The 24,785-nt window shown below is 39.9% G+C and carries 16 protein-coding genes and 2 pseudogenes; 16 read left to right on the top strand and 2 right to left on the bottom strand.

Annotated elements, in window-relative coordinates; translation table 11 throughout:
- The first annotated feature begins 166 nt into the window (after positions 1–166).
- The 15 genes from J2S23_RS09975 (at position 167) to J2S23_RS09905 (ending at position 18,636) form a co-directional block, all read left to right on the top strand.
- Positions 167–391 (top strand): hypothetical protein, encoded by a 225-nt coding sequence (locus J2S23_RS09975; RefSeq protein ID WP_307122577.1) that lies wholly within the window; start codon positions 167–169, stop codon positions 389–391.
- A 444-nt stretch (positions 392–835) separates the two neighbouring features.
- Positions 836–1,102, top strand: coding sequence for a DNA repair protein (locus tag J2S23_RS09970; RefSeq protein ID WP_307122576.1), 267 nt, complete (start codon positions 836–838; stop codon positions 1,100–1,102).
- Positions 1,083–1,664, top strand: a complete 582-nt coding sequence (lepB, locus tag J2S23_RS09965) for a signal peptidase I (RefSeq protein ID WP_307122575.1) — start codon at positions 1,083–1,085, stop codon at positions 1,662–1,664. The genes J2S23_RS09970 and lepB overlap by 20 nt, the downstream gene beginning before the upstream one ends.
- 183 nt (positions 1,665–1,847) lie before the next feature.
- Positions 1,848–6,038, top strand: coding sequence for an InlB B-repeat-containing protein (locus tag J2S23_RS09960; RefSeq protein WP_307122574.1), 4,191 nt, complete (start codon positions 1,848–1,850; stop codon positions 6,036–6,038).
- A 27-nt stretch (positions 6,039–6,065) separates the two neighbouring features.
- Positions 6,066–7,505, top strand: coding sequence for a SpaH/EbpB family LPXTG-anchored major pilin (locus J2S23_RS09955; protein WP_307122573.1), 1,440 nt, complete (start codon positions 6,066–6,068; stop codon positions 7,503–7,505).
- Positions 7,506–7,514: 9 nt separating this feature from the next.
- Positions 7,515–8,375: a class C sortase gene (locus tag J2S23_RS09950; RefSeq protein ID WP_307122572.1), complete on the top strand. Its 861-nt coding sequence runs from the start codon at positions 7,515–7,517 to the stop codon at positions 8,373–8,375.
- Between the two features lie 4 nt (positions 8,376–8,379).
- Positions 8,380–9,048: a hypothetical protein gene (locus tag J2S23_RS09945; protein WP_307122571.1), complete on the top strand. Its 669-nt coding sequence runs from the start codon at positions 8,380–8,382 to the stop codon at positions 9,046–9,048.
- Positions 9,035–9,634 carry a sortase gene (locus J2S23_RS09940; protein ID WP_307122570.1) on the top strand — a complete coding sequence of 200 codons (600 nt, stop codon included), beginning with the start codon at positions 9,035–9,037 and terminating at the stop codon, positions 9,632–9,634. The genes J2S23_RS09945 and J2S23_RS09940 overlap by 14 nt, the downstream gene beginning before the upstream one ends.
- Before the next feature lie 328 nt (positions 9,635–9,962).
- Complete coding sequence (gene pepF, locus J2S23_RS09935) at positions 9,963–11,756, top strand: oligoendopeptidase F (RefSeq protein WP_307122569.1); 1,794 nt, start codon at positions 9,963–9,965, stop codon at positions 11,754–11,756.
- Between the two features lie 72 nt (positions 11,757–11,828).
- A complete protein-coding gene (yajC, locus tag J2S23_RS09930) occupies positions 11,829–12,173 on the top strand; it encodes a preprotein translocase subunit YajC (protein ID WP_307122568.1) in 345 nt (114 codons plus the stop codon).
- Between the two features lie 106 nt (positions 12,174–12,279).
- On the top strand, positions 12,280–13,035 hold the full coding sequence (gene uppS / locus J2S23_RS09925; RefSeq protein ID WP_307122567.1) for an undecaprenyl pyrophosphate synthase: 756 nt from the start codon (positions 12,280–12,282) through the stop codon (positions 13,033–13,035).
- Positions 13,036–13,065: 30 nt separating this feature from the next.
- Positions 13,066–13,860, top strand: coding sequence for a phosphatidate cytidylyltransferase (locus J2S23_RS09920; RefSeq protein ID WP_307122579.1), 795 nt, complete (start codon positions 13,066–13,068; stop codon positions 13,858–13,860).
- A gap of 27 nt (positions 13,861–13,887) precedes the next feature.
- On the top strand, positions 13,888–15,144 hold the full coding sequence (gene rseP / locus J2S23_RS09915; RefSeq protein ID WP_307122578.1) for an RIP metalloprotease RseP: 1,257 nt from the start codon (positions 13,888–13,890) through the stop codon (positions 15,142–15,144).
- 45 nt (positions 15,145–15,189) lie between these two features.
- Positions 15,190–17,043, top strand: coding sequence for a proline--tRNA ligase (locus J2S23_RS09910; RefSeq protein WP_307122566.1), 1,854 nt, complete (start codon positions 15,190–15,192; stop codon positions 17,041–17,043).
- A 285-nt stretch (positions 17,044–17,328) separates the two neighbouring features.
- On the top strand, positions 17,329–18,636 hold the full coding sequence (locus tag J2S23_RS09905; protein ID WP_307122565.1) for a carbohydrate-binding domain-containing protein: 1,308 nt from the start codon (positions 17,329–17,331) through the stop codon (positions 18,634–18,636).
- 42 nt (positions 18,637–18,678) lie between these two features.
- Here J2S23_RS09905 and J2S23_RS09900 read toward each other — a convergent pair.
- Positions 18,679–19,598, bottom strand: a pseudogene (locus tag J2S23_RS09900) (IS3 family transposase); the annotation flags it as partial.
- A 7-nt stretch (positions 19,599–19,605) separates the two neighbouring features.
- Positions 19,606–19,833, bottom strand: a pseudogene (locus J2S23_RS09895) (helix-turn-helix domain-containing protein); the annotation flags it as partial.
- A 267-nt stretch (positions 19,834–20,100) separates the two neighbouring features.
- Here J2S23_RS09895 and J2S23_RS09890 point away from each other — a divergent pair.
- Positions 20,101–24,785: Cna B-type domain-containing protein (locus tag J2S23_RS09890; protein WP_307122564.1), on the top strand; the 4,685-nt coding region annotated here is incomplete at its 3' end.

Genomic DNA, 24,785 nt, shown 5'->3' with positions numbered 1-24,785 from the left:
TAGAGCTATCACCCTGATACTTTTAATCCATGAACACGTTTTATTCAAATCGCAAGAAAAGACAAACCTCAAAATGAAGTTTGTCTTCGGTCTGAGGTCAAGACAACAGTCTTGGCCTTTTTGAAACCCTGACCTAGGTGTGCTATAATGAGTGTAGGAAACCTTCATGAGAAACGAGGTGATGGGCATGAAGGACTACACGATTAAAGACTTTCTCCTTGGATTTGCTAAATGGCTAGCGGGACTTTTGGTCATGATTGGGCTGTTGCAGCTCATCAAAGGGAGCCTTCCGGGAGTCTATGATATTCTGATGACTATTAGTTCACTAGCGGTTGTCGGGCTGATTCTCTACACGCTTTATTACTGGATAAGGGTCTTTTGGAAACGTTGAAGCATTAGAGAGATTTACCAAAAAAAGACGCATTTGGATAAGATAAGACAACACGAGGTGGGACCAAGTCCTAGCCTCTTTTAAATACGATGGGCATGTCGTATTTCTGAGGAATCAGTCCACTGACCACAATCCATAGTGATTCCCAAGTTCGATTATCATGAAATAGCGGATTAAAATGGTCTGAGGATAGACTGCTTTAAGTCTGACGCTAGAAGCCTTGAGCGTCAGTGGAAGAAGTAGTAAAATCGAAGTTCTGCGGACAGAGACGTGATATTATGCGATATATAGCTGACAAAGAGATTGTCTTTTTGGATAAAAGTATAGACAAATTGTTGTTATTGTGCTTTAATACATTGTGGGCTAATTACAGTCTTAAACGTATGAATTCCATAGAAGTATAAAGATTACTATGGAGTATAATCAAAGAGAAGGGATCACATTGTGGAGCTTAAAAAATTGAAACGATTGAAGCGTGAGCAATTGTTGGAATTAATGTTAAATCAGCAACAAACAATTGAATCGCAAGCTGACACAATTAAAAAGCTTGAAGAACTTGTAGAGCAAAAAGAAATTAAATTAAATGAAGTGGGTTCAATTGCTGAGGCCTCGCTGGCTTTGAATGGAGTATTTGAAGCGGCTCAGGCTGCAGCTGATCAATATCTACTTAGTATCAAAGCCATGTATAAGGATGAAAAAAGAAATGAATGATATTCCTATAACCTCCGATGAGGTCTCTGATGAGTTGGAACGTGTCCGCTATCGTAATCGATTTTGGATGATTGTTTGTAATACTTTCTATATATTGATGGGTGTAACTGCTACAGCTGTTCTGGTAGTGGTTTTTTGGTTGCCTGTATTACGAATCTATGGACATTCGATGGATAAGACCCTCAATGAAGGGGATATTGTTCTGGCAGTCAAAGGGTCAGAATTTGATACTGGAGACGTTTTAGCGTTTTATTATAACAATAAAGTTTTAGTGAAACGAGTTATTGCAGTGTCAGGTGACTGGGTCGAGATTACTACTGAAGGTGAGGTATATGTTAATCAAACGAAACTTGAAGAACCTTATGTCTCTGAGCTCGCTTTGGGTCAAAGCAATATCACCTATCCTTATCAAGTACCGGATGGACAGATTTTTGTGATGGGAGATAATAGAATCAGTTCTATCGACTCTAGGAATACAGCTATAGGTGGGATTTCTCAAGAGCAAATAGTTGGGAAAATAGTTATGAGGGTATGGCCTTTAAATCAGCTTGGTAATATTTAATGTGATAGACAACGTAAGCATCAAGGAAAGGAGGGAGCATCAATGAATGATTTCATGAAACGTATGATGACATTTTTTAAAACACTTAATTTCAAATCAAAAAAAATAGTTATTTTTTTAAGCGTTTTAATTGTTTCTATCTGTACAATTTATGTTTTAATATTACCAGCTTTTTCGATTGAAATGTCAAAAACGGAAGATATTGGTTTAAGTATTGAAAGCAATGATACATCACCTCCGGTCACAAGTGATTTTGGAGGTGATGACTCGACAGAAATTGAGACTTCTGATTCTACGAGCGCTTTTGGGCAGACCAGTGATGAAAATTCTGAAAGGGTAATAGCTGATGATAATGAACGAGATTTAAGTTTAAATAATCTAGACCAAAATACTATTATAGAATCAGATGATGATAAAACTGAGGATAACCTATATTTAGAGGATACTCTTGAGTACAAAAATCAAGAGTACATTGTTACGGTAGAAGTTAAACGTGACGCAGAACTTCCTAAAGACACAGTCTTAGAAGTGGAACGGCTAAACGAATCCGATAAAATATTTGGAAAATATAAGGAAAAAACTTTAGAAAAAATTGAGAAAAAAGAAGAGGACATAAAGAGCTTAGATTTATATGATATTACATTATATTCAAAAGAGGAGCTGGTACAGCCAAAGGCTCCTGTAAAAGTTGAAATCACATACAGAGAACAGGAAAAAGAGAATAATGCTTCTCCAGATGATACTGAAGTAGTTCACTTTAAAGATGATGGTAATATCGAAGTGCTTAAGTCAAAAGACGATCCTGAGACGAAAGATTCAGGAAGTGATTTAGCATTTATTACAACTTCTTTTTCTATTTACGCTATTGTTAAGAAAGATAGTGAAAAAGTTTTTAGACACACTTACAAGTTTGAAAACGTAGATGGTTCCCAATACACATTTAAATTAAATAGTGGTTCAAATACAGATACACAGATTATAAAAGATGGAGAATCACTTCATGGTATTGGTACACCTCGTATTGCATCTGGTGAAAATTTTAATGGTTGGTTTGAGTATGACAAAGAAACAGACACCTACGGGAAAGAAGTAAAATTTGATGCGCCTATTCTCGTAACGGAAGACAAAACGATCTACGTCCGTCCCAACCTTGGGAAGGTTTTCTATGCTACCTTTTATGATGATGTAGAAGGGGAGAAAATCTTAGAAAAAATACAGGTCCCCAATGCCAATGGGGTGGGGAAAGTAGACCTAACTAGTATTTCTGCTCTGTCGCCTATATCAACCCAATCCTTTGCTGGCTGGTCCTTGACCAAGGGCGGGCCGGTTATTAGTCAAGATAAAGATGCCTATCCAATTACAGGAGATATTTCTTTTTATCCTATTTTTAAGGATTCTTTCAGACTGGAATTTAATACAGGCGATATTGACGATGGCGCCCCATATATTCCGTCCAGAATGGTCTTTAAGGGCGAAAGCGCTCAATCTGTTAAGCCGGAAGATCCAAAGAGAGCCGGTTATCGATTCGGTGGGTGGTTTTTAGCAGAGAATGGACAGGGAGGAACATTTAACTTCTCGACTCCCTTCACCAAGGATACAGTGATCTATGCCCACTGGATACAGGATAAAGCTGACTATACCGTCATCTATTGGCAGCAGTCAAAATCAGATAATAAAAATGCTTCTGCTGCCACGAAAACCTATGACTATGCCGGACAAGAAAGTCGAACGGGAAATGTAGGGCAGACTGTTTATCTTACAAGTTCAGATAGAACTCCAAAAGAGGTCGGTTTTGAATATACCGACCTTCGGGGGCAGACCTCTACAGTGGTCAAGGCCGATGGCTCCTCGGTGATCAATGTCTACTTTAACCGAAAGCTCATGACCATGAGGTTTTATCTACCGGCAGTTAGTTCTAATATACCACACTATTATACTAGCTACTGGATGAGTGCTAATACCAGGGTATATACGGGTCTCTATGGGACCTCCCTGGAAGAAAATGGCTACGACTGGCCTTTCCATGAAGGCTATATGTGGCATTATCCCGCAACTACTGGCTATCCGGGCATGTCCTATCTGGGCGAATTTGTCTTCCCTAGCAACACCTATGACCGAACGGGTAGAGAAATTCGCCTCTTCAGAAAGGCAAACTATTACGCAAGCGGAATTAATTTTTATAAGCAAAATATCGATGGGACTTACAGTGACACACCGTCAGATATTGGGACAGGGACAGGGGGAAGATTTACCTTTTCTGAAAAATACGCCGGTTTTACGGTGTCTCAATATAGACGATGGGATGGGAATTGGTATTATGCGGCCAGTGGGCAACGGATTGAACCGTCTACTGGGCTTGAAATCCGCTATGAAAGACAAAAATACAATATCAATATTGTAGACCCTTTAAACGACGGGGTGGTATCAACCCTTCCCGATGTGCTCTATGAGGATAATATTGTTAATCATAAGCCAGCCAGTGCCCCAAGACCCTCTATGCCGGGCTATGAATGGGATGGGAAGTGGTATAAGGACAAGCAATTAACCGAAGAATATAATTGGGATGCCAAAATGCCGGCCCATGACATCAAGGTCTATGCAGGCTATCGTAAGGCAAAATATGACATCACCATTGACCCTAATGGGGGCGTGCTCTTGCAGGGTCAACCAAGTCACTTAAAGCTGGAATACGGAGAGAAAATCAAGGAGTACTTCGATGTTAAGCGTGACTATGTGGCAGATTCCGAAGGAGACTACTACTACCGCTATGACACTAAAGACAATGACCCTAATAAGGAAAGAAGAGCCTTTTATACACAAAATCCGAATGAAATTAATACTGATCCAAATACCAAGTACCGTTTTGAAAAAGATGCCTATAGTTTGATAGGCTGGTACTTAGTCAACCCGGATGGGACAACTAGGTTATATAACTTTAACGGAGTAGTGGCGGGAGATACAACACTAAGAGCCATTTGGCGACGTTTGGGAGACTTTAAACTAAAGTATAGTGACATAGTTTATGATTATAATTCTAAGAAGCCTCTGGTCGGCGAAGATGGAGGACAGATACAGGCCTTTGATGTAACACAGGACCCAAATAAGTATGATGATCAGTCTCATGCCATTCTTCCTCATCGACCTTATGTGGAAAAATCAGAGAAATATAGGTTCCGAGGCTGGTACTACAATGGCAAAATTTATAACCCTTATGATGAGATTACAGTAGAAGCCAAACTGGCCAATGAAGACAAGGAAATCATCATTTATCCGGTATTCAAAGAAGTAGATGACTTACTGGTTGAAGTAACCAAGTTAATCTATGATGGCAATGGAGGAAGCCGACAGGAGAATGGGCAAGAGGCATCCAGGGTCGAAATCACTAAAATTGATGGAAAGGATATCCTGGTAAACCAATCTACCCTAACTGCGGATAAAGACTACTTCACTAGAGTGGGCTATGATTTAATAGGTTGGAATGACAGCAAAGAAGAGGCTGATAAAGGCAATATCAAATTTACCTTTAAGCAAGAAATCGGAATTGATAACCTAGAAGACAAGGCCAATACCCTTTATGCAGTGTGGAAACCAAAACTATATACGATTAAAGTAACTAAGAAAGTGATTGGGAATGAGTCAGATAAAGACAGAAGCTTTACTTTTAGTCCAGGAGGCGCATTGCCAGCACAAAACTTTTTCTTAAAAGATGGAGAAAGCAAAATAATTAAAGATGTACCATACAATAGTGTAATTACGATTGATGAACAGGCTTATGAGGGATTTACAGTCAAAGAAACCATTAGTCACCTCAATGAGGATGACGAAGTCATAAAATCTTATGAAGCAACAAATGCCGCACAAGCGGTAGTTGATGGGGATATGGAAATCATCTTCACCAATGAAAGAAACCAGCAAGAACTCTTAATACAAAAAGTGGATGTTGCTAATATGGATAAAGGACTAACAGGTGCTGTCTTTACTCTGTATCCACTTGATGCCAATGGAAGCAGACAGGAGGAAGGGAAAATAAGTGACCTTACCTCGAATGAAGAGGGCTATTTACCCCAACAAATGCTAAAACTTGGCACCTATGAATTAGTAGAAGTTAAGGCGCCAGATGGCTATCAACTGGAGCAAAAACCGATTAGGATAGCAGTTACCAGCACTAGCATATCAGTCATCCAGAATGACAATGCTCGAGAAGTGACCCTGAACCAAGACGATGGGGTATACTCAGCTAAAATAACCAATTCTTCTGGGATTGAATTACCAAATACAGGAGGTGTTGGACGTTTCACTGTTTATCTGATTGGCTTATCGCTCATCTTACCAGCAGGATTAGCCTTATATTATAAAAATAAAAAAGCGTATTGATTTTCAATACAAGAATGAGAGGACATTATGAAAAAACAATTTAAACCATTTGCAGCGCTGATAGTTGCAACAATACTGATAGTCGTTGCTATATTGCCTAAATTCAGTGTATTTGCGGCACAGATAGGAACTACTGGAAAAATTACCGTAGAAAATACCGGGAAGGATGCAACTTACAATGCCTATAAGATATTTGATGCTACTTATCAAGGAAACGCTGTGTCGTATACAATTCCTGATAATCATGTAAGCATATATAAAAACGATACAAAATTTAATGAGTTATTTAACACACAAGAAAATGGTGGCAAAACCTATGTAACAGTAAAAGAAAATGTTGCAGATACTGACATAGCAAATTGGGCTAAGACTATAAAAGAAATTGGTAACATTTCTTCATCAGCAAATGCCACAGGAAATGGATCTAGTGTAACTTTAAGTAATCTTTCTTTTGGATACTACTATGTAAGCACAAGTCTAAAAGAAGGGGCTACAGTAATGGTAACATCTGTGAACCCTAATGCTACGATTCAAGAAAAGAACAATGAGGCCGATTGGGGAGATACCGGTGGGAAAACGGTTGGAGATCAAAATAAGACATATGCTATAGGAAATACCGTTCCATATACTTTAAACTATCTAAATGCAGTGCGTTATTCCAATGGAGAGAAAGTAACTCAATATGTAGTAGAAGATTCCTTCCCTCAAGGGATTACATTTACAGAAGGTTCTATAAAAGTATTCGTAAATGAGGTTGAATTACAAGCTAGTGCATATACTATAAATGAAAGTTCAGCTAGTGGATTTAAAATAACTATTCCATGGGTTAATAATGAGGGTGAATTTATTTATGATAATGAAACATCAATGATTAAAGTAACCTATAATGGCGTTTTAACAAATAAAGCGAACATAGGATCTGCGGATAGTGATTCCAACAAAAACACCGCAAAAATCAATCCCAATACTGAGACGGATGATGAAGGTAAGACGGTACATGTTTATACCGGTCAAATAACCATTGATAAGGTAGATGGACAAAATAATAATAAGCTTGCAGGTGCTGAATTTGTACTAAAAAATGAACAAGGACAATTTCTTAATGTAGCTGATGAAACAGGAAAGATTAGCTGGGGAGAACAATCAGCTGCTACAAAATTTACAACAGATACTGATGGGAAAGCAGAGATTAAAGGTCTGGACGAAGGTACATACTACCTTGTAGAAACTAAGGCTCCAGATGGCTATAACCTATTGCAAGGAGAAACTCAAGTTACTTTGACTAAAGCAGAGAATGTTACTGGTGATACGGATAGCTTTATAGTAACTGCAACTGTAAAAAATAATACTGGTACTGAACTTCCTTCAACGGGTGGCGTAGGGACAACGATTCTTTACACAGTAGGGGCTATCCTTGTGGTTGGAGGATCTGTTATCCTCTTAGCAAGACGTAGAGCGCGTATGTAGAATTCAGGAATGAAAAATAAGATTGACAAACTCATTACTCATTTTTTAGTTGCAATAATTCTTATAGGGATAGGTTTTTTAGCCTATCCTTCTATTTCAGATTATTGGAATTCCTTTCATCAATCTCGAGCTATTATGAATTACCAGGAAAACGTCTCAAACATGGACACTTCAGAATACAAACGTTTGCTAGAAAGTGCAAGTGTATACAACGAACAGTTTTTGGATGCTGGTATCCTTTGGAAAATGACGGATCAGCAAAAAGAGCGTTATCATAATGAGTTATCGGTTGATGAAACTGGAAATATGGGTTTTTTAACAATCCCTAAAATTAAAGTAACGTTACCCATTTACCATGGGACATCAGAGGATGTTTTGCAGACATCAATTGGGCATTTGGAAGGGACGAGTCTTCCGGTAGGGGGTGACTCGACTCATTCCGTCTTATCTGGCCATCGCGGGCTCCCTTCTGCTAGACTTTTTTCGGATTTAGATAAATTGAAAGAGGGAGATCGGTGGACGGTCAATATTTTAAATGAAACTTATACCTATGAGGTAGATCAGATTCGAATTGTAGAACCGAAGGATTTGAGCAATATACAGATTGAAGAAGGGAAAGATTACCAAACCCTTTTAACATGCACACCCTATGGCGTCAATACCCATCGTTTATTGGTACGTGGTCATCGTGTTGCTAATGAGAATGGGGAGGCGTTAGTTTTGGCTGATGCTATTCAGATAGAGCCCATTTATATTATGCCGTTTATCGCTATTCCTGTATTAGGAATATTGCTCATTGTTTTTATCAATAAAACAAACCAAGATTATAAGCGTAAACAAGTTTTAAAGCAGTATAAAAGAAAGGACTAACTTTATGAAGCGTTATTTACTATTATTTTGTATGGCTTTTACAATACTTTTAAGTGGGGCTTCTGTTAGTGCACAGAATGGACAAATACTTGAAACGGGGAGTATCGTTGTCAAACAACAGTATCAAAACAAAATGGTTTCAGGTGGAAATTTACTAGTTTATCAAATTGCGTTGCGAGAACAACACTCGGATTCGTTAGAATATGTTTTGAAACCAGAGTTTAAGAATACGGCATCTTCCGTGTTAGAAGCTGATTTGAAACAATTTCATCTAGAAGATATTAAAGGGTTGTTACAGGTTGCACAATCTGTGACACCATACGTGACCATTGAGACTATCCCGTTACAAGGAGCTCAGTTGAATGAGTTACCACAAGGAGTTTATCTTTTGGTTCAAACAGTTCCTGCCGACGGGTATGAAAAACTCACTCCTTTTTTGATTGCAGTTCCTAATCAAGGTCAATTATTAGTTGAAACCATTCAAAAAATGAGCATTAAGAAAGATTCTGATAGTCAACAGCAGATGGTTATACCCGATGATTCAAAGAGAAAAGATAAAGAATTACCATTTACAGGTCAAATTTGGTGGCCTGTACCTGTCCTATTGATCACTGGAGTTCTTCTTCTTCTCGTTTCGGTGAGCATTCGAGGTGATCAAGATGAAACGTCTTAAACCATTAAAGATTTTTTTACGATTAGCTAGCCTAGCCTGTTTCATAGGGGCAGGCTGGTTTTTTCTACAAAACACTCAAGAAGCCAAGAGTGCTCATCGAGTCTCACAAAGAATTAGTAATCACCTTCAATCAGAGCAAGGACATCATTTAGTTGCCTCTGAAAATGGTGCAATGCCTGTGCAGGAAATAGATGGAACAAATTTTATTGGCCGACTAAAAATTCCTTCACATCAATTGGTTTTGCCTATAGCTGCAAATTATAGCTTTAACCAGCTTTACCAGACGCCCACCAGATATCAGGGATCCTATTATACAAATGATTTAGTGATATGTGCGCATAACTATCCTGAACATTTTGAAGGCCTTCAAACCATAGCTTTGGGTGAAGAGGTTCAACTGGAAACAGTTGACGGTCAAGAATACCGTTATCTAATTAGTAATCGGGAATATGTTGAACCCACTAATGTGGACAGTGTATATAAACAAGGAGTAACAGGAGACGATGATTGGGATTTGACGCTTTTTACCTGTACACCTGCTGGACTAAAGCGTGTGATTATTCGTTGCGAAAGGATATACTATTAACCTATAGCTTGTGGTCAGTCGTTTAAATAGTATTGAATCGATTGCTATTGGTAGAAAGTTAAGATAAGGTTTTTAGAAATTAACGGAGTGTTGATTAGCATTGGTTGATGCTGAAGTATCTTCAATGAATAAAACTGTGAAAACATCATAGGATATAACAACACGAGGCGGGAACAAATCCTAGCCTCTTTTTTGTCTTTATCGTCGGGGATTGGTTTCTTCTCGCCTTAGGGCGTGTTTCATGATAAAATGGTAGTCAGTAAAGCCTTCTGAATGGCTAAGGACGACGGGCCCTTACAGCCATTTTGAGGATAATGAGGAGGAACCAATGACAAAAGGATTACCGAAACGTCAGGATGTGCCTGTGGTTGAGACCTGGGACACCAGTCTGATTTATGCGACGTTAGAAGACTATAAGGAGGCGGTGGCTAATTTTGATGGGGCAACCAAGGCCTTTGAAGAGACTTACCGTGATCAGCTTCACCGTTTGGACCGTGCTTTAGATGCCCTGCCCATTTATGCAGCCCTTATCAAGGAGCAGTCTTACCTTTCGAGCTATGCTTATCTGAATTTAGATGTGGACAGGCTCAATGATGAGCGGGCTGAGGAAGCTAATCTTTTTAGCCAGGTCTATGAGAAAGCCTACCCAAGGATGGCTTTTTTGCCAAATGAATTAATGGCTATGGACGAGGGGTATCTGGATCAGTTAGCTGTGCGTGAGCCCGACTACAAACCGTATTTGGCAGAGCTCAAACGTCAGAAAGCACATCAGTTGACTCCTGACCAGGAAGCTCTCTTGGACCAACTGCGTCCGCTCTTTGGTCACCCTGAGACCATTTATAGCGCAGCCAAGTTTGAAGACATGGTCTTTGAGGACTTTGAAGTCAATGGCAAGACCTATGCGAACTCTTATGTCCTGTTTGAAAATGATTATGAGTTCAGCCATGATACAGACCTGCGCCGTGCAGCGACAGATTCATTTTACAAGACCCTGCGCCAGTATAAGAATGTGACCGCTCAGGCTTACTTGTCACAAATTAAGAATGAGCAGATTGAAGCGCGCTTACGCGGTTTTGAGTCGACCATCGACTACCTGCTCTACCAGCAAAATGTATCCAGAGACTTAATGGACCGTCAGATTGATGTGATCATGAGTGATTTGGCGCCCCACATGCGACGCTTTGTCAAGTTGGTTGCCAAACAGCATGGTCTTGACAAGATTACCAGTGCGGACCTTAAGGTTAGTCTGGACTCATCCTATAACCTGCGCATCACTCCTGAAGACTCGCGCAAGCTCCTTAAAGACGCCTTGGCTGTGCTTGGGGAAGATTATGGTCAGATGATTGACCGTGCCTTTGATGAGCGCTGGATTGACTTTGCCCAAAACGAAGGCAAGTCAACCGGTGGCTACTGTGCGACCCTCTATGAAGGGCCGTCTTACATTCTGCTTTCTTGGACAGGTCTCATGAATGAGGTCTTGGTCCTCGCCCACGAGCTGGGCCATGCAGGGCATTTCCAGTTAGCCAGCAAGCAGTCCATTCTCAACTATGATCCATCCCTCTACTTCATCGAAGCGCCGTCTACGGCCAATGAAGTTTTGACTTGCAACCAATTGCTCAAGGATAACCCTGACCCTGAATTCCAAGCCTATCTAATCAGCGAGTTGATCAGCCGGACTTACTTCCACAACATGGTGACCCACCTCTTGGAAGCAGCCTTCCAAAGAGAGGTTTACACACGTTTGGACAATAATGAGTTCTTAAACGGGGATAAGCTCTGCCAGATTAAGCGTCAAGTGATTCAAGAGTTCTGGGGAGAGGACTTTGAGATTACAGAAGATGCCGGTCTGACATGGATGCGTCAGCCTCATTACTATGGTGGTCTCTACCCTTATACCTACTCAGCTGGCTTGACCATTGGTACGGTCATGGCCCAAGAGTTGGAGAAAAATCCTGAGGAAACGGTTGCTAAGTGGTTGGAAACCTTAGAAATGGGGGCAAGCCTGTCCGCGCAAGAATTGGCTCAACACGCTGGGGTCGATGTGACCACAGACCAACCGCTCCGTGAGACGGTTGCCTATGTCGGACGTTTGGTTGACAAATTAGAGGAATTAACAGCCTAGGCTTTTAAAACGCTTTAAAATTTGCTATAATAGCAGAAATACTCACAGAAAGCTGTGTTTGAGGAGGAAATAATGAATTATTCACTTTTAATTATGTTGGTCGTAATGGTAGGGATGATGTTCTTTACAGCGCGTGGCCAGAAAAAACAACAACAGGCCCGTCTTGACATGCTTAACAGCATGAAAACAGGGGACAAGGTGGTGACTATTGGTGGCCTTTATGGTGTGGTTGACAGCATTGATACTGAAGTAAACACAGTAACCCTTGACATTGATGGGGTTTACTTGACCTTTGAGCGCGCAGCCATTCGTACCGTTGTCTCAGGTGCAGTGGACAGTCTGTCACCAGCTGAGACTGTTGAGCCCCCTGTAATAGATGAGGCTGTGTCTGCAGAAGAGTCCATCATCGAAGAATAAATCCATGAAAAGCCCAGACCGCCCGTGCTAGAACGGGGTCTGTGCTTTTTCTTTAGGCAAAGATGTGGTATAATGAGACGTATTATACTATTTTCAGGAAAAGAACATGTTCAAATTTCAATTTAATCAAAAATCACGGGTGGAAGTCCCACAAGTTGTGCCAAACCATGTCGGTGTGATCATGGATGGCAATGGGCGGTGGGCTAAAAAACGCATGCAACCCCGTATTATGGGGCACAAAGCTGGTATGGAGGCTCTCCATAAGGTTGCAAAAGTAGCCAACGATATGGGGGTTCAAGTCCTAACGGTCTATGCTTTTTCCACTGAAAATTGGTCTCGACCACAGTCAGAAGTTTCCTTTATCATGAACTTGCCAGTAGATTTTTATGATAACTATGTGCCAGAACTTCACAAAAATAATGTCAAAATTCAGATGATTGGGGATACGGATCGTCTACCAGAAGGCACCTTCACAGCTTTGAGGAAGGCTGAAGAGCTCACTAAGCTTAATACAGGGCTAATCCTCAATTTTGCCCTCAATTATGGGGGTCGTGCAGAGATTATTGCTGCGGTGCAGCAGATTGCTCAGGATGTTTTAGACGCTAAATACAGCCCTGATGATATCGATGAGCAGTTGATCTCGGATCACTTGCAAACGCGTAGCCTTCCTCGGACCTTGCGCGATCCAGATCTGATTATTCGGACCAGCGGTGAGTTACGGTTGAGTAATTTTTTACCATGGCAGGCAGCTTACAGTGAGCTCTATTTTACAGATGTGCTCTGGCCTGACTTTGATGAAGCAGCCTTTCGAGATGCCATTTTGGCCTATAACAAACGGAAGCGTCGCTTCGGTGGCATTTAGGGAAACTAAAGGAGATATGAAATGAAAGATTTGCAGAAACGCGTCATTTTTGGTGGTATTGCGCTGGCTCTGTTTGTTCCAATTATGTGGTTTGGTGGTGTTTTCTCACAACTAGTGGTCGGTTTCCTGGCCGTGATTGCAGTGACTGAACTCTTAAAAATGCGTCAGATTGCACCGACCTCGGTAGAGGGCGTTCTTTCCATGTTTGGGGCTTTGCTTTTGACCCTGCCTTTGGAACAGTATTTGCCTTTTCTACCAACAGGTGGCAATTACGCAGCCTTTTCCATCGTGGTGCTTGTCATTCTAGGAGCTACGGTGATTCAATTTGGAGACTATACTTTCGATGATGCGGTTTACCCAATCGCTTCGAGTGTCTATGTTGGTATGGGCTTTCATGCCCTCTTATTGGCTCAGATGAGTAGCCGTGAGGTACTTTTCTTTGCTCTCTTGCTGGTCTGGGTGACCGATAGTGGCGCTTATCTTTTGGGACGTCAATTTGGTCGACGACCGTTAGCGCCACGTGTCTCTCCAAACAAAACCATTGAAGGTTTCTTAGGCGGTCTCCTTTCGGCAGTCATCTTTGCAGCAGTATACCTCATGATCTTTCCGCAAGTCAAGGCAGGCTATCATTATGTGGCCATGTTGCTCCTAGTAGCTGTTTTCTCAGCCTTTGCTCAGTTTGGTGATTTGGTTGAATCCGCTCTTAAACGCCATTATGGGGTTAAGGATTCGGGTCGTGTCATTCCGGGTCACGGCGGTATTCTGGACCGTTTTGATTCCTTGATTTTTGTTTTTCCGATTATGCATTTCTTCGGCCTTTTCTAAGGCAGAAAGGATAGGTAAATTTCGTTGATTTTAAACGCTTTAGCATTTATTTTTATCTTTGGTTTAATAGTGGTCATACATGAATTTGGCCATTTCTATTTTGCCAAAAAAGCTGGCATTCTGGTGCGTGAGTTTGCGATTGGGATGGGACCCAAGATTTTCTCTCATCGTGGCGAAGATGGGACGCTTTACACCATTCGTATCCTACCTGTTGGTGGCTATGTCCGCATGGCAGGCTGGGGGGAAGACACAACTGAAATCAAGACTGGACAGGCAGCCAGCCTGACCCTCAATGACGATGGAGTGGTGACACGCATTAACCTGTCTCAAAAGCAGGTGGATATGACCAGTCTTCCCATGAATATTACCAGTTATGATTTGGAAGACAACCTTGAAGTGACAGGTCTGGTGATCGATGAGACGAAGACCTACCCTGTTCATCATGATGCCACTATTGTCGAGGAAGACGGGACAGAAGTGCGGATTGCCCCTCTGGATGTTCAGTATCAAAATGCCAGTTTGCCTGGGCGTATCATGACCAATTTTGCAGGCCCTATGAATAATTTTATTTTAGGGATCATTGTCTTTACCCTCTTAGTGTTCATGCAGGGAGGCGTTGTCGATACGCAAACCAATCAACTGCGTATGGTGGAAGATGGTGCGATGGCAAAGGCTGGTATTGAGACTGGGGACACCATTACTCAAATCGGAGATTATGCCATCACGGATTGGGACAGTGTTGTCCAAGCGGTGACCGCTTCTACTGAGAATGCTACAGGTGAGACGACACTTGATGTGACCTATGAACGCGATGGGCAAACCAAGACAGCGACAGTTGTGCCTATTGAAGAAGATGGGGCATACTATATTGGAGTCCAACCAGGCATGAAAACAGGCTTGGTTGACAAATTAGTCGGGGGCTTAACCAGTTCTTGGAATGCGGCCTTTGCGATTTTAGATGCCCTTAAAAATCTATTGGTCCGACCGAGTTTAGATCAATTAGGTGGGCCTGTTGCGATTTTCCAAGTGAGCTCTGAAGCGGTTAAAGGTGGATTCGAAAGTATTTTACACCTCCTTGCGCTTTTGTCGATTAATCTGGGAATCGTAAACCTGATTCCAATCCCAGCTCTGGACGGAGGTAAGATCGTCCTCAATATCCTTGAGGCTATCCGTCGCAAACCACTTAAAAAGGAAGTTGAAAGTACCGTGACCGTCATTGGGGCAATCTTTATGATTTTGCTCATGATTGCTGTTACTTGGAACGATATTATGCGCCTTTTTTAAGGCCAATTCGTCTATTTAATAATTATAAAAAAGGAAATATTATTCATGAAACAATCAAAAATGCTGATCCCAACGCTTCGTGAAATGCCAAGCGATGCTTCAGTTATCAGCCATGCCTTGATGCTCCGTGCAGGCTATGTTCGTCAGATTTCAGCTGGGAGTTATACTTATTTGCCCCTTGCTAACCGCGTGATTGAAAAAATTAAGACTATTATTCGAGAAGAATTTGACGCGATTGGTGCGGTTGAAATGTTGGCGCCAGCCATGATCACGTCAGAACTCTGGAAAGAATCTGGCCGATATGAGACTTATGGCGATGACCTTTTCAAACTCAAAAACAGTGAAGGAACAGAGTTTATCATGGGGCCAACTCATGAAGAAACTTTAACCGCCATTGTCCGTGATTCGGTCAAGTCTTACAAGCAACTGCCTTTGACTCTTTACCAAATTCAGGCGAAATACCGTAATGAAAAACGCCCACGTAATGGTCTTTTGCGGACCCGTGAGTTTATCATGAAGGACTCTTACAGTTTCCATGCGGATGATGAGAGTTTGGACCAGAGTTATTTAGACCATAAACAAGCCTATGAAAACATCTTTGACCGAGCTGGTCTAGACTACAAAGCTATTATCGGTGACGGTGGCGCTATGGGGGGTAAGGACAGCCAAGAATTCATGGCCATTACGCCAGACCGGACAGACCTATCCCACTGGGTGGTGTTAGACAAGTCTGTCGCTAACTTTGATGAGCTGCCTGAAGATGTCTTGGAAGCGATCAAAGCAGAGCTCCTCAGCTGGTCTGTCTCAGGTGAGGACACGATTGCCTATTCTAGTGAGTCAGATTATGCCGCTAACCTAGAAATGGCGACAGATTTCTACAAGCCAGCCAATAAAGTGCTAGCTCAAGAAGAATTAGCAAAGGTTGAAACACCAAACTGCAAATCGATTGATGAGGTTGCGGCCTTTCTCGGTGTGGACCAAACTCAAACCGTTAAAACACTGCTTCTTATGGCTGATGATGAGCCAGTGGTTGCTCTTCTTGTGGGCAATGACCAGCTCAATGATGTGAAACTTAAGAACCATTTGGCAGCAGGTGTCTTGGAGCCAGCGACGGATGCAGAAGCGAAAGCATTCTTCGGGGCAGACTTTGGCTCACTTGGGCCGGTTGGTCTGCCAGAAGGGACGCGAATAGTGGCAGACCGCCGCGTCAAGGATGTGGCTAATGTCGTGGTTGGTGCCAATGAAGATGGCTACCACTTGACTGGGGTTAACCCAGAGCGTGATTTCACTGCAGAGTATGTCGACCTCCGTGAAGTGCGTGAAGGTGAGCCATCGCCAGATGGTAAAGGCGTTCTCAAGTTTGCCCGTGGTATCGAAATTGGGCACATCTTCAAACTGGGCACACGCTATACCGAGAGCATGAATGGTCTTGTTTTGGATGAGAATGGTCGTGCCATTCCAATGATCATGGGCTGTTACGGTATCGGCGTTAGTCGCCTGCTTTCGGCTGTCCTTGAACAGCATGCCCGCCTGTTTGTCAACAAGACACCTAAAGGCGAGTACCGCTATGCTTGGGGAATCAACTTCCCGAAAGAATTGGCGCCTTATGATGTGCATGTGGTTGAAGTCAACAGCAAGGACGAAGCTTCAAATGCTGTGACGGCAACTATTGAGGCAAGCCTTCAAAAAGCAGGTTACCAAGTTTTGACGGATGATCGTAATGAGCGTGTCGGTGTCAAATTCTCAGACAGCGACCTCATCGGTCTACCAATCCGTGTCACTGTTGGTAAAAAAGCAGCAGAAGGCATCGTTGAAGTCAAAATTAAAGCAACCGGTGACACTATCGAAGTGCACACTGATAGCTTGATAGAAACTCTAACTATTTTAACGAAACAATAAAGCCTTTGTCACAATCGAATTGTAAAAAAGTGGACCTTGATGTTATATCAAGGTCCACTTTTTAGCATCATCAGCGCCCTTTTCCTGAAAGGCTTGCTAGAAGGCAAACTGACATGTAGGCTGTCGTTAAAGGCTGTTTTCTCCCCCCTTATTTATCCTATTTCCAAATGGTTTAAGTGTTGGAAGTAGCCTTTCTAACCTTTTGTGATTGCTATAAGATTTTTTTTAGATTCACTCTTTATAATCAGACAAATTCACATCAGAAAGACAAGAGAGAGTACTTTTATGAAAACAAAAACAGTTATTCTAGGATCAACGCTGATCATGTTATCAACAGGGCTGACGGCCTGTTCTTTAACCAACTCTACTGAAACGACGAGCTCGGCCGTGACTTCAGTGGATACAGAAGAAGCAAATACAGAATACTTCTCGTCAGTTGACTTAACCGATACCTATGATGCAGCAGCGGCGTCAACGATTAACCTATCTGGCACATCCGCAACGGCATCTGGAGATGGTGTTTCTGTCGATGGCTCTGTCGTGACTATTTCAAGTGGAGGGACCTATATCCTTTCAGGAGAAAGTAATGGTGTTCAATTGCTGATTACAGCTGCTGACACAGACACGGTTCAAGTGGTTGTCACGAGTGCCGAAGGCTCTAAGAATTCTCTTGAAGACTCTGCTGATCGGACAGCGACAGACTACAGCGCAGCTATTTATTCTAAGAGCGCAATCACCTTTAATGGGTCTGGGGAATTGACCGTAACGGGCAACTACAACAATGCTATTAAAGGGAAAAAGGATATCAAGTTTACTGGAGGAACCTATACCGTTACCTCTACCGTTAAGCATGCTGTTTCGGCTAACGACAACCTCTCTATTTGTGATACGACCATGACCTTATCGTCTGTTAAAAGTGCACTTTACGCTGACAATGAAGACGATACATCTCTTGGTAATGTCTATATTCAATCAGGCAACTTTATCATCAATGCAGGTAAGAAAGGGGTCCACGCCTCAAATAATTTAACAGTTGATGGAGGCAGTTTTGATATTCAATCAAGTTTTGAAGGCTTTGAAGGAAAAGTGGTAACTATCAATGATGGGGAAATTTCGATTGTCGCCTCAGATGATGGCATGAATGCTACTGATTGGGCGTCAACAGCTGGGGAAATGCAAGCCCAAGAAGGGGTTAGCCTAGTCATTAATGGAGGGATTATTACGATCACAGCAGATGGTGATGGGATTGATTCCAACAATGATTTGACCATTACAGGTGGCACCATCACAGTCAATGGTCCAACGTCAAACGGGGATGGCGCGCTTGATTATGATGGGACAGCCACCATTACAGGCGGTACCTTTATGGCCATCGGATCAGCCGGTATGGCTCAGGGCCTCAATGGTGAAGCGTCTACTCAGATGTCCTTTAAGGTAGACGTTTCAGGAAGTGAGGGAGATACAATAACGGTCAAAGATGCTAATGGAGAGACAATCTACACCTACACGGCAACGCGTGTCTTTGGCAATATCGTCCTCAGCGCATCAGACTTAAAAGAAGGCGAGACTTATACCATTGAAGTAAATGGCTGAAAAGGCAACCCTTTTCTGTACAATTTTTATAAAGTGTTTTTGTTAAGCGATCACTCGCCTAGCCATTGGTGTTTGGTAATTGAGACTACCGTGGATGCGATGATGATTCCACCAGTGGACATAGTCCTTGGTTTTAAGAGTTAGTTCTTTAAGTGACTGAAAGGTTTCTTGGTTGATAAACTCCAGCTTGAAGGGACGATAGGTACTCTCAGCTACCGCATTGTCATAAGGACAGCCAGCTTGACTGAGGGAACGGGTGATGCCAAATGCTCCTAAGACCTCATCAATTAGCTGATTATCAAACTCCTTGCCACGGTCAGAATGAAAAAGATTGACCTTGGTTAAAGCATAAGGAATGCTCTGAATCGCTTGCTTTACGAGTTCTGCAGTCTTCTGCCATCCGACTGACAGACCAATGATTTCACGGTTATAGAGGTCCATTATCAAGCAAACATAAGCCCAACGCTGACCAACACGGACATAGGTCAAATCTGTCACAATTGCTTCCAGTAGTTTTTCTTGGTGGAACTGTCTGGCTAAGCGATTTGGAATAGGGGCTTCGTTTTTCCCTTTAGAATGCGGCTTGAAGCTAGCCTGCTGGTAAACAGATACGAGATTCAAACGCTTCATTATCCGACGAATGCGACGACGAGATAGAATGATCCCGTCTGAGGCCAGACATTGCTTGATCTTTCGAGCACCGTATCTTGATTGGCTTTCAAGAAAAATCTGTTTCACCTTTTCTTCAAACTCCGCTTCAGATACTGGTTCTGAGGCTTTGTAGTAGTAGCTGGAACGAGGGAGATTCAACCAACGACACATGGCTGAAATGCTGTATTTACCCTTGTTAGCAGTGACTATTTCTCTTTTTGTGCCATAATCACTGCTGCTTGCTTTAGGATGTCTAACTGCATTTCAAGTTCTTTGTTTCGCTTTCTAAGGGCAATCAGCTCCCGCGCGCAACTTGTCTTCGTAGACAAGTTGCGCATAGTCTGCTGAATAGCTTCTCTCGAACTTGCCTTTACGAACTTGTTGCAGGATAGTTCCTCGTTTGATTTCATTATGAATGGTTTGTGGCGCTTTTCCTAGCAATTGAGCTATTTGTCGATTGGATTTGCCGTCACGATTCCACCGTTCAATCAAATAACGCTCAGTGATTGTCAAGTGCTTGCCTTTTAGTGTATAATGATGTTGCATCTCAGGGAGCCTTTCTAATGTGTTTGTGGTGAACTACATTATATCTCTCTGAGGTGTTTTTGTATACTTTTTTCTCAACTAGAAAGTGGCTAACTTCATTTGAGAACTTTCGACATATAATTAAATCAAAAAAGATAAAATTTAATTGTAATAATAATGATAAAAAATTAAAGTTGTGCTATAATCTAAATAGCGAGATGAAATACTATTCTTTAAAAAATAAAGTGATTGGAACAGTAATGATAATATAATGAAGGAGTGGGAAAGATGAAAAGAAAAAATTTCACACTTTTTGGTGTAACCGCTTTAATTGTGTTTTTGCTAGGCGCAAATCCTGTTTTTGCTCAGGATATAGACGTGAATACAGCAGAAGATATAGAAGTAACAAAAAGTATTGGGATATATGATGAGGCAACAACTATTGCAGAAGTTTCCACCGTGAATTTAGAATCGGTAACTGATATAATTAGTGAAGATTTTAGCTTACTAGTAGATATTGAAGAAACGGCAACACCTGAAATAGATATTGAAGACAGTAATGAAACAGATAAAGTGGGAACAAGCGAAGAGCTTCTAGAAGTAGAATCAGTTGACGAAAACGATCAACGCGAGCCAACTACTGAAATCAGTGTTTCAGAAGAAACAACAGTCGATTCCAACAACAAAGAAATCGTAGAAATAGCTGAACTACGTGAAAATACAAACAAATTACTTTCGAGTGATAAGCTTAGCATTAGTAATATTTCAAGCTTTAGAGCTGCAACACCAAATGTTATTAATTCAACAACTATTGAAGTTAAAACATTTGAGGAATTAAAAACCGCAATTGATTTAGCACCTAAAGATGGAACGATTACTAAAATTATTATAAAAAATGATATTGATATTACGGAACAATTAAACATTCAAAAAGGACAAATTATTATTTTGCTTTCTGATATTGAACATCAAGCAGATGAGAAATGGGATCCAATTGAACAACCAGCTGATTTTGTTGCAGAAGGTGAAGAAAAACAACGTGAAGTAATTGAAGAAGCTCGTAAAAGAGCGGAAGAAGCAATAATTAAAGCAAAAGAGTCAATACCTGATGGATTAAAAGCTATCAGTTTAAAACGTAATGCTGAATTTAATAATAATTCTTTATTTAGCGTTAACGGTTCGTTAACTTTAGGAGATGAGAATCGTTTAATAAATATTGATGGAGCAAAAGTAGAAACTGCAATTGCGGGTAAAGGTATCTTATTTGATGTATATGGTAAACTAGTAATAAAAAATGCAATATTAACCGGTGTCAATAACCAACATGGTTATTCAGCGGCAGTGGTAGTTAATGAAAAGGCCTTACTTGAAATGAATGGTGGTCGTATCACTGATAATGAATCACGAGAACTAATTGATGGAGCGGGTTATCGTCCAAATTCCGCAGGTGGTGTATTTGTTAAATACGGCGGAACTTTTAATATGACGAATGGGATGATAGATAATAATACAGGCTTCTCTGGTGGTGTGCTTATTAATGATTTATTTGGAGCTGCCAATCGTATAGATAAAAGTATGCCTGCAACATTCAATATGTCCGGTGGACAAATTGTTAACAATAAAGCCGTTACAGGATTAGCGAACGGGGCTGGAGTTTCTGCCCAACCAATGTCTGTTGTGAACCTGACAGATGGAATCATTGCTGGTAATTTGTCATCAAATGCTGGTGGTGGTATAACTTCAACATCAGGTTATATTCAAAGTGATAATATATATGCGTGGAATAAAAGAGTTACAGTCGATAAAAATTATGAAAACTTTATAAAAAGTAATAAATCTGAATTGAATTTAAATGGCGGTGTAGTTTATAAAAATGAAGCTATTGTTGGTGGCGGTGTTTATGTTGATTCTTTAGATGCTCATTTTAATAAAACAATGTTATTAGATAATTATGCGAGAAATTTTGGCGGAGGTATCTATGTATCCTTACCTCCAGTGAAACAAACTTTGGAGAATTTATTAATAACAGAGAATACTGCAAGAGGTGGAGTGATTGATCAATTTGGAGGTGGTAATGGGGGCGGACTATGGAACTGTCCGACAGGTTTCATCCATATTGGTGATGGGCATACAATTTATATTTATAATAATGAATCAGCATCGAGTGGGAATGACATTACATTTGCTAAAAAAACTCAGTCATTTGTTATAAATGGAGTTAATATTCAAAATCAGTTTTATTCACATTTATCACCTGTTACAAAAGATAGAAATATTATTAAATATTTAGAAGATGGTAAAGAGGGGCAAAGTATCCCAGAAGAAATGTCCTATACAAATGATGTCATTCATTTAAGAAGTGCTTATAATGAAGCATTAGAATTAGAAGCTTGGAAAAATGCAACAACATTCATTTTAGGAAATAGTGCACGAAATGGTGGGGGTATCGGATCCAATGCCAACCTTGATACACCAGATGATGATGGAACATACAAAATAAAAATCGATAAAGTATGGGACGAGAATGTACCTAAAACAGATCGAAAAGCAGTCGAAATTGAAGTATATATTGTACCAATCGAAACAAATGCAGAAGACGTTAGAAATAATTATGCAACGGATGAAAAGATTGTAAAATATGGTGAAATTTCATTGAGTCCAGCAAACAACTGGGAAAGTTCATTTGAAAATGATTCATTCACAAAAGAAAATGCTGCAGTTATTAATGCAGTACCAATTTTAAAAGATGTTTACAATAAAGATAGGGGATTACCTTTTACGAAACAAGAGTTAGAAGCAAGAGGGTTAAAATATTTATTTATTGAAAAGGGTAATGAATATTTCTCAACGGTTACTGAGAAAGCTGAAACTAAAAAAACGGAAATTGGTCATTTAGAAATTGAACGTATTTTTAGTGATCAGTTCAAGAATTATGATAGTGGAAGAAAAAATATTTATCTTTATATAGAAGAAAATGGAAAAATTCAATATGTTACTTCTATGACGATGAGTCATGATGATGGATGGAATAAGACATTTTCTCATGAATTATTAGCTAATGAGATTACAAATTATTACTACTATGGTACCAATAAACCTTTTGTTGATTGGGGAGAAGCATGGGAGAATATCATAAATGGTTACCATCATATTGGTGATAACTATGTTGCTTTTTTACTTTCAAAGAATGAAGATGATACACTTTCACTTTACATGCCTGATTTTTGGACTAAGAAATATGATGAAAATAGTGGATTTGTTGCTAAACAACTAACCAATACAGAGGGGACTGTGACAGCTATTCATACGGTCACAGTAAATAATCAACTATATGGTAAATTGGATGTAGAAAAGGTTTGGGATACTCGCATTAATGATGAATTAATTCCAAAAGAAATAGAGGTATTTTTATTATTAAACGGGGAAAAAGTCATTAAGAAAAACGAACAAGGTGAAGATCTTTATGAAGTAGATGGTGATGGAATTAAGAAGCCAGTTTATGTATCGATTCTTTTAAATAAAGATAATAATTGGAAAGCTTCTTTTGATAAATTAAACCCAAATTTTATCAAAGAAAAACGATATTCTATAATAGAAGCAGAATCTAAAGTGTTCGTTTCATTTATTGAAGAAATTGAAGAAACTATTGAACCAAAAAAAACAAGTTTCAAAATTGATTTTTCGAATTTTTATTTAGATATTGAAGGAAGAAATATTTCGTTCAGCAAAAATGAATATTTTAGAGTGCCAAAATCAATTGACGAATTGGATGCTAAGGCAATTACTGTGAACATCATTTATGATAATGGTAATAATCCAGAGAAAGTAATTAAATCTGAAAAATTATCATGGACGGCTTCACCACATCCGGTATTTGCTGATCAAATGTATTATGAATTAAGAGGTGTTGATGTTTCTATTGATGAATTGAATCTTATTAATAATACGTTACCTATCGATTATTATTTTGATGCAACAAATGCAAAGGCACAAACTACAGGTAATACAGAATATAATTTTTATATTAGAAAAGATGAAAATGGAAACTACAAACTATTCCTACCATATTTATTAGTTGAGGGTATTCCAAATAAAGTATTTGTTGTTAAAGATACTGTTCTAGTAAATAACCTTTATAAAGAATTAGATCATCTTACGTTAAGCAGTAATTCAGATGATAGCACAGACAAAGATGATGTGATAGCTCCAAAAATGTCATACAAAATAACAAATTACGAATTCAAACATGAAATAGAATTTGAAAAAATTTGGCAAATAGTAGAGAATGAAGCTAACGATTATAATCTTGAAGTCGTAGTGTTAATGGGAAATGACGAGATTGTGAAATTTACATTAACAAAAAACAATACAAAAGCTATCTCTGAATTATTAAGCGGTTATGGTAAACTTGGAAAATATCAAATAAAAGAGCTTAACTTAGTGAATAAAAAAGATGAGGAAGTAGTTGCAAAATTCAAAGAAACAAATCGTAAATTAACTTATCAACTTGTCAGCTCATCTAAGTTAGACTTAGTAATTGATAATCGTACTGTAACACCAATTGAATTGAAAAAAGTAGTAGAAGGGAATGAGATTAGTACTTGGATTTACAATGATAATGTATCCAAAGAAGATCTACAAAATAATCCTGATTTATTATTACTTGAAAAAGTATTAAAAGGCGAATACCGATATGAGTTATATGAATTAAAAGAAGACGAAAAACCAATAATCAAGATTATTAATCAAGATGATGGTTCCTATGTGATTTCATATCCTGTTAAAGTTAATAATGAATTATTATCATTAAATGAGCGCTTAACAGTAACTGCTACTAACACGCAATTGATTGACATGAAAGTTGAAAAAATATGGGAGAATGGCCCAGCGAAGAAACCGGACATTGAGATTGAATTATGGCGTAACGATGAATTGGTGGACACCATTACATTAAAAGATGGGGAATTAAGCTA

Source organism: Streptococcus moroccensis (genome assembly GCF_030812835.1).
Taxonomy (GTDB): Bacteria; Bacillota; Bacilli; order Lactobacillales; family Streptococcaceae; genus Streptococcus; species Streptococcus moroccensis.
This window is presented reverse-complemented; position numbering and strand designations above follow the sequence as displayed.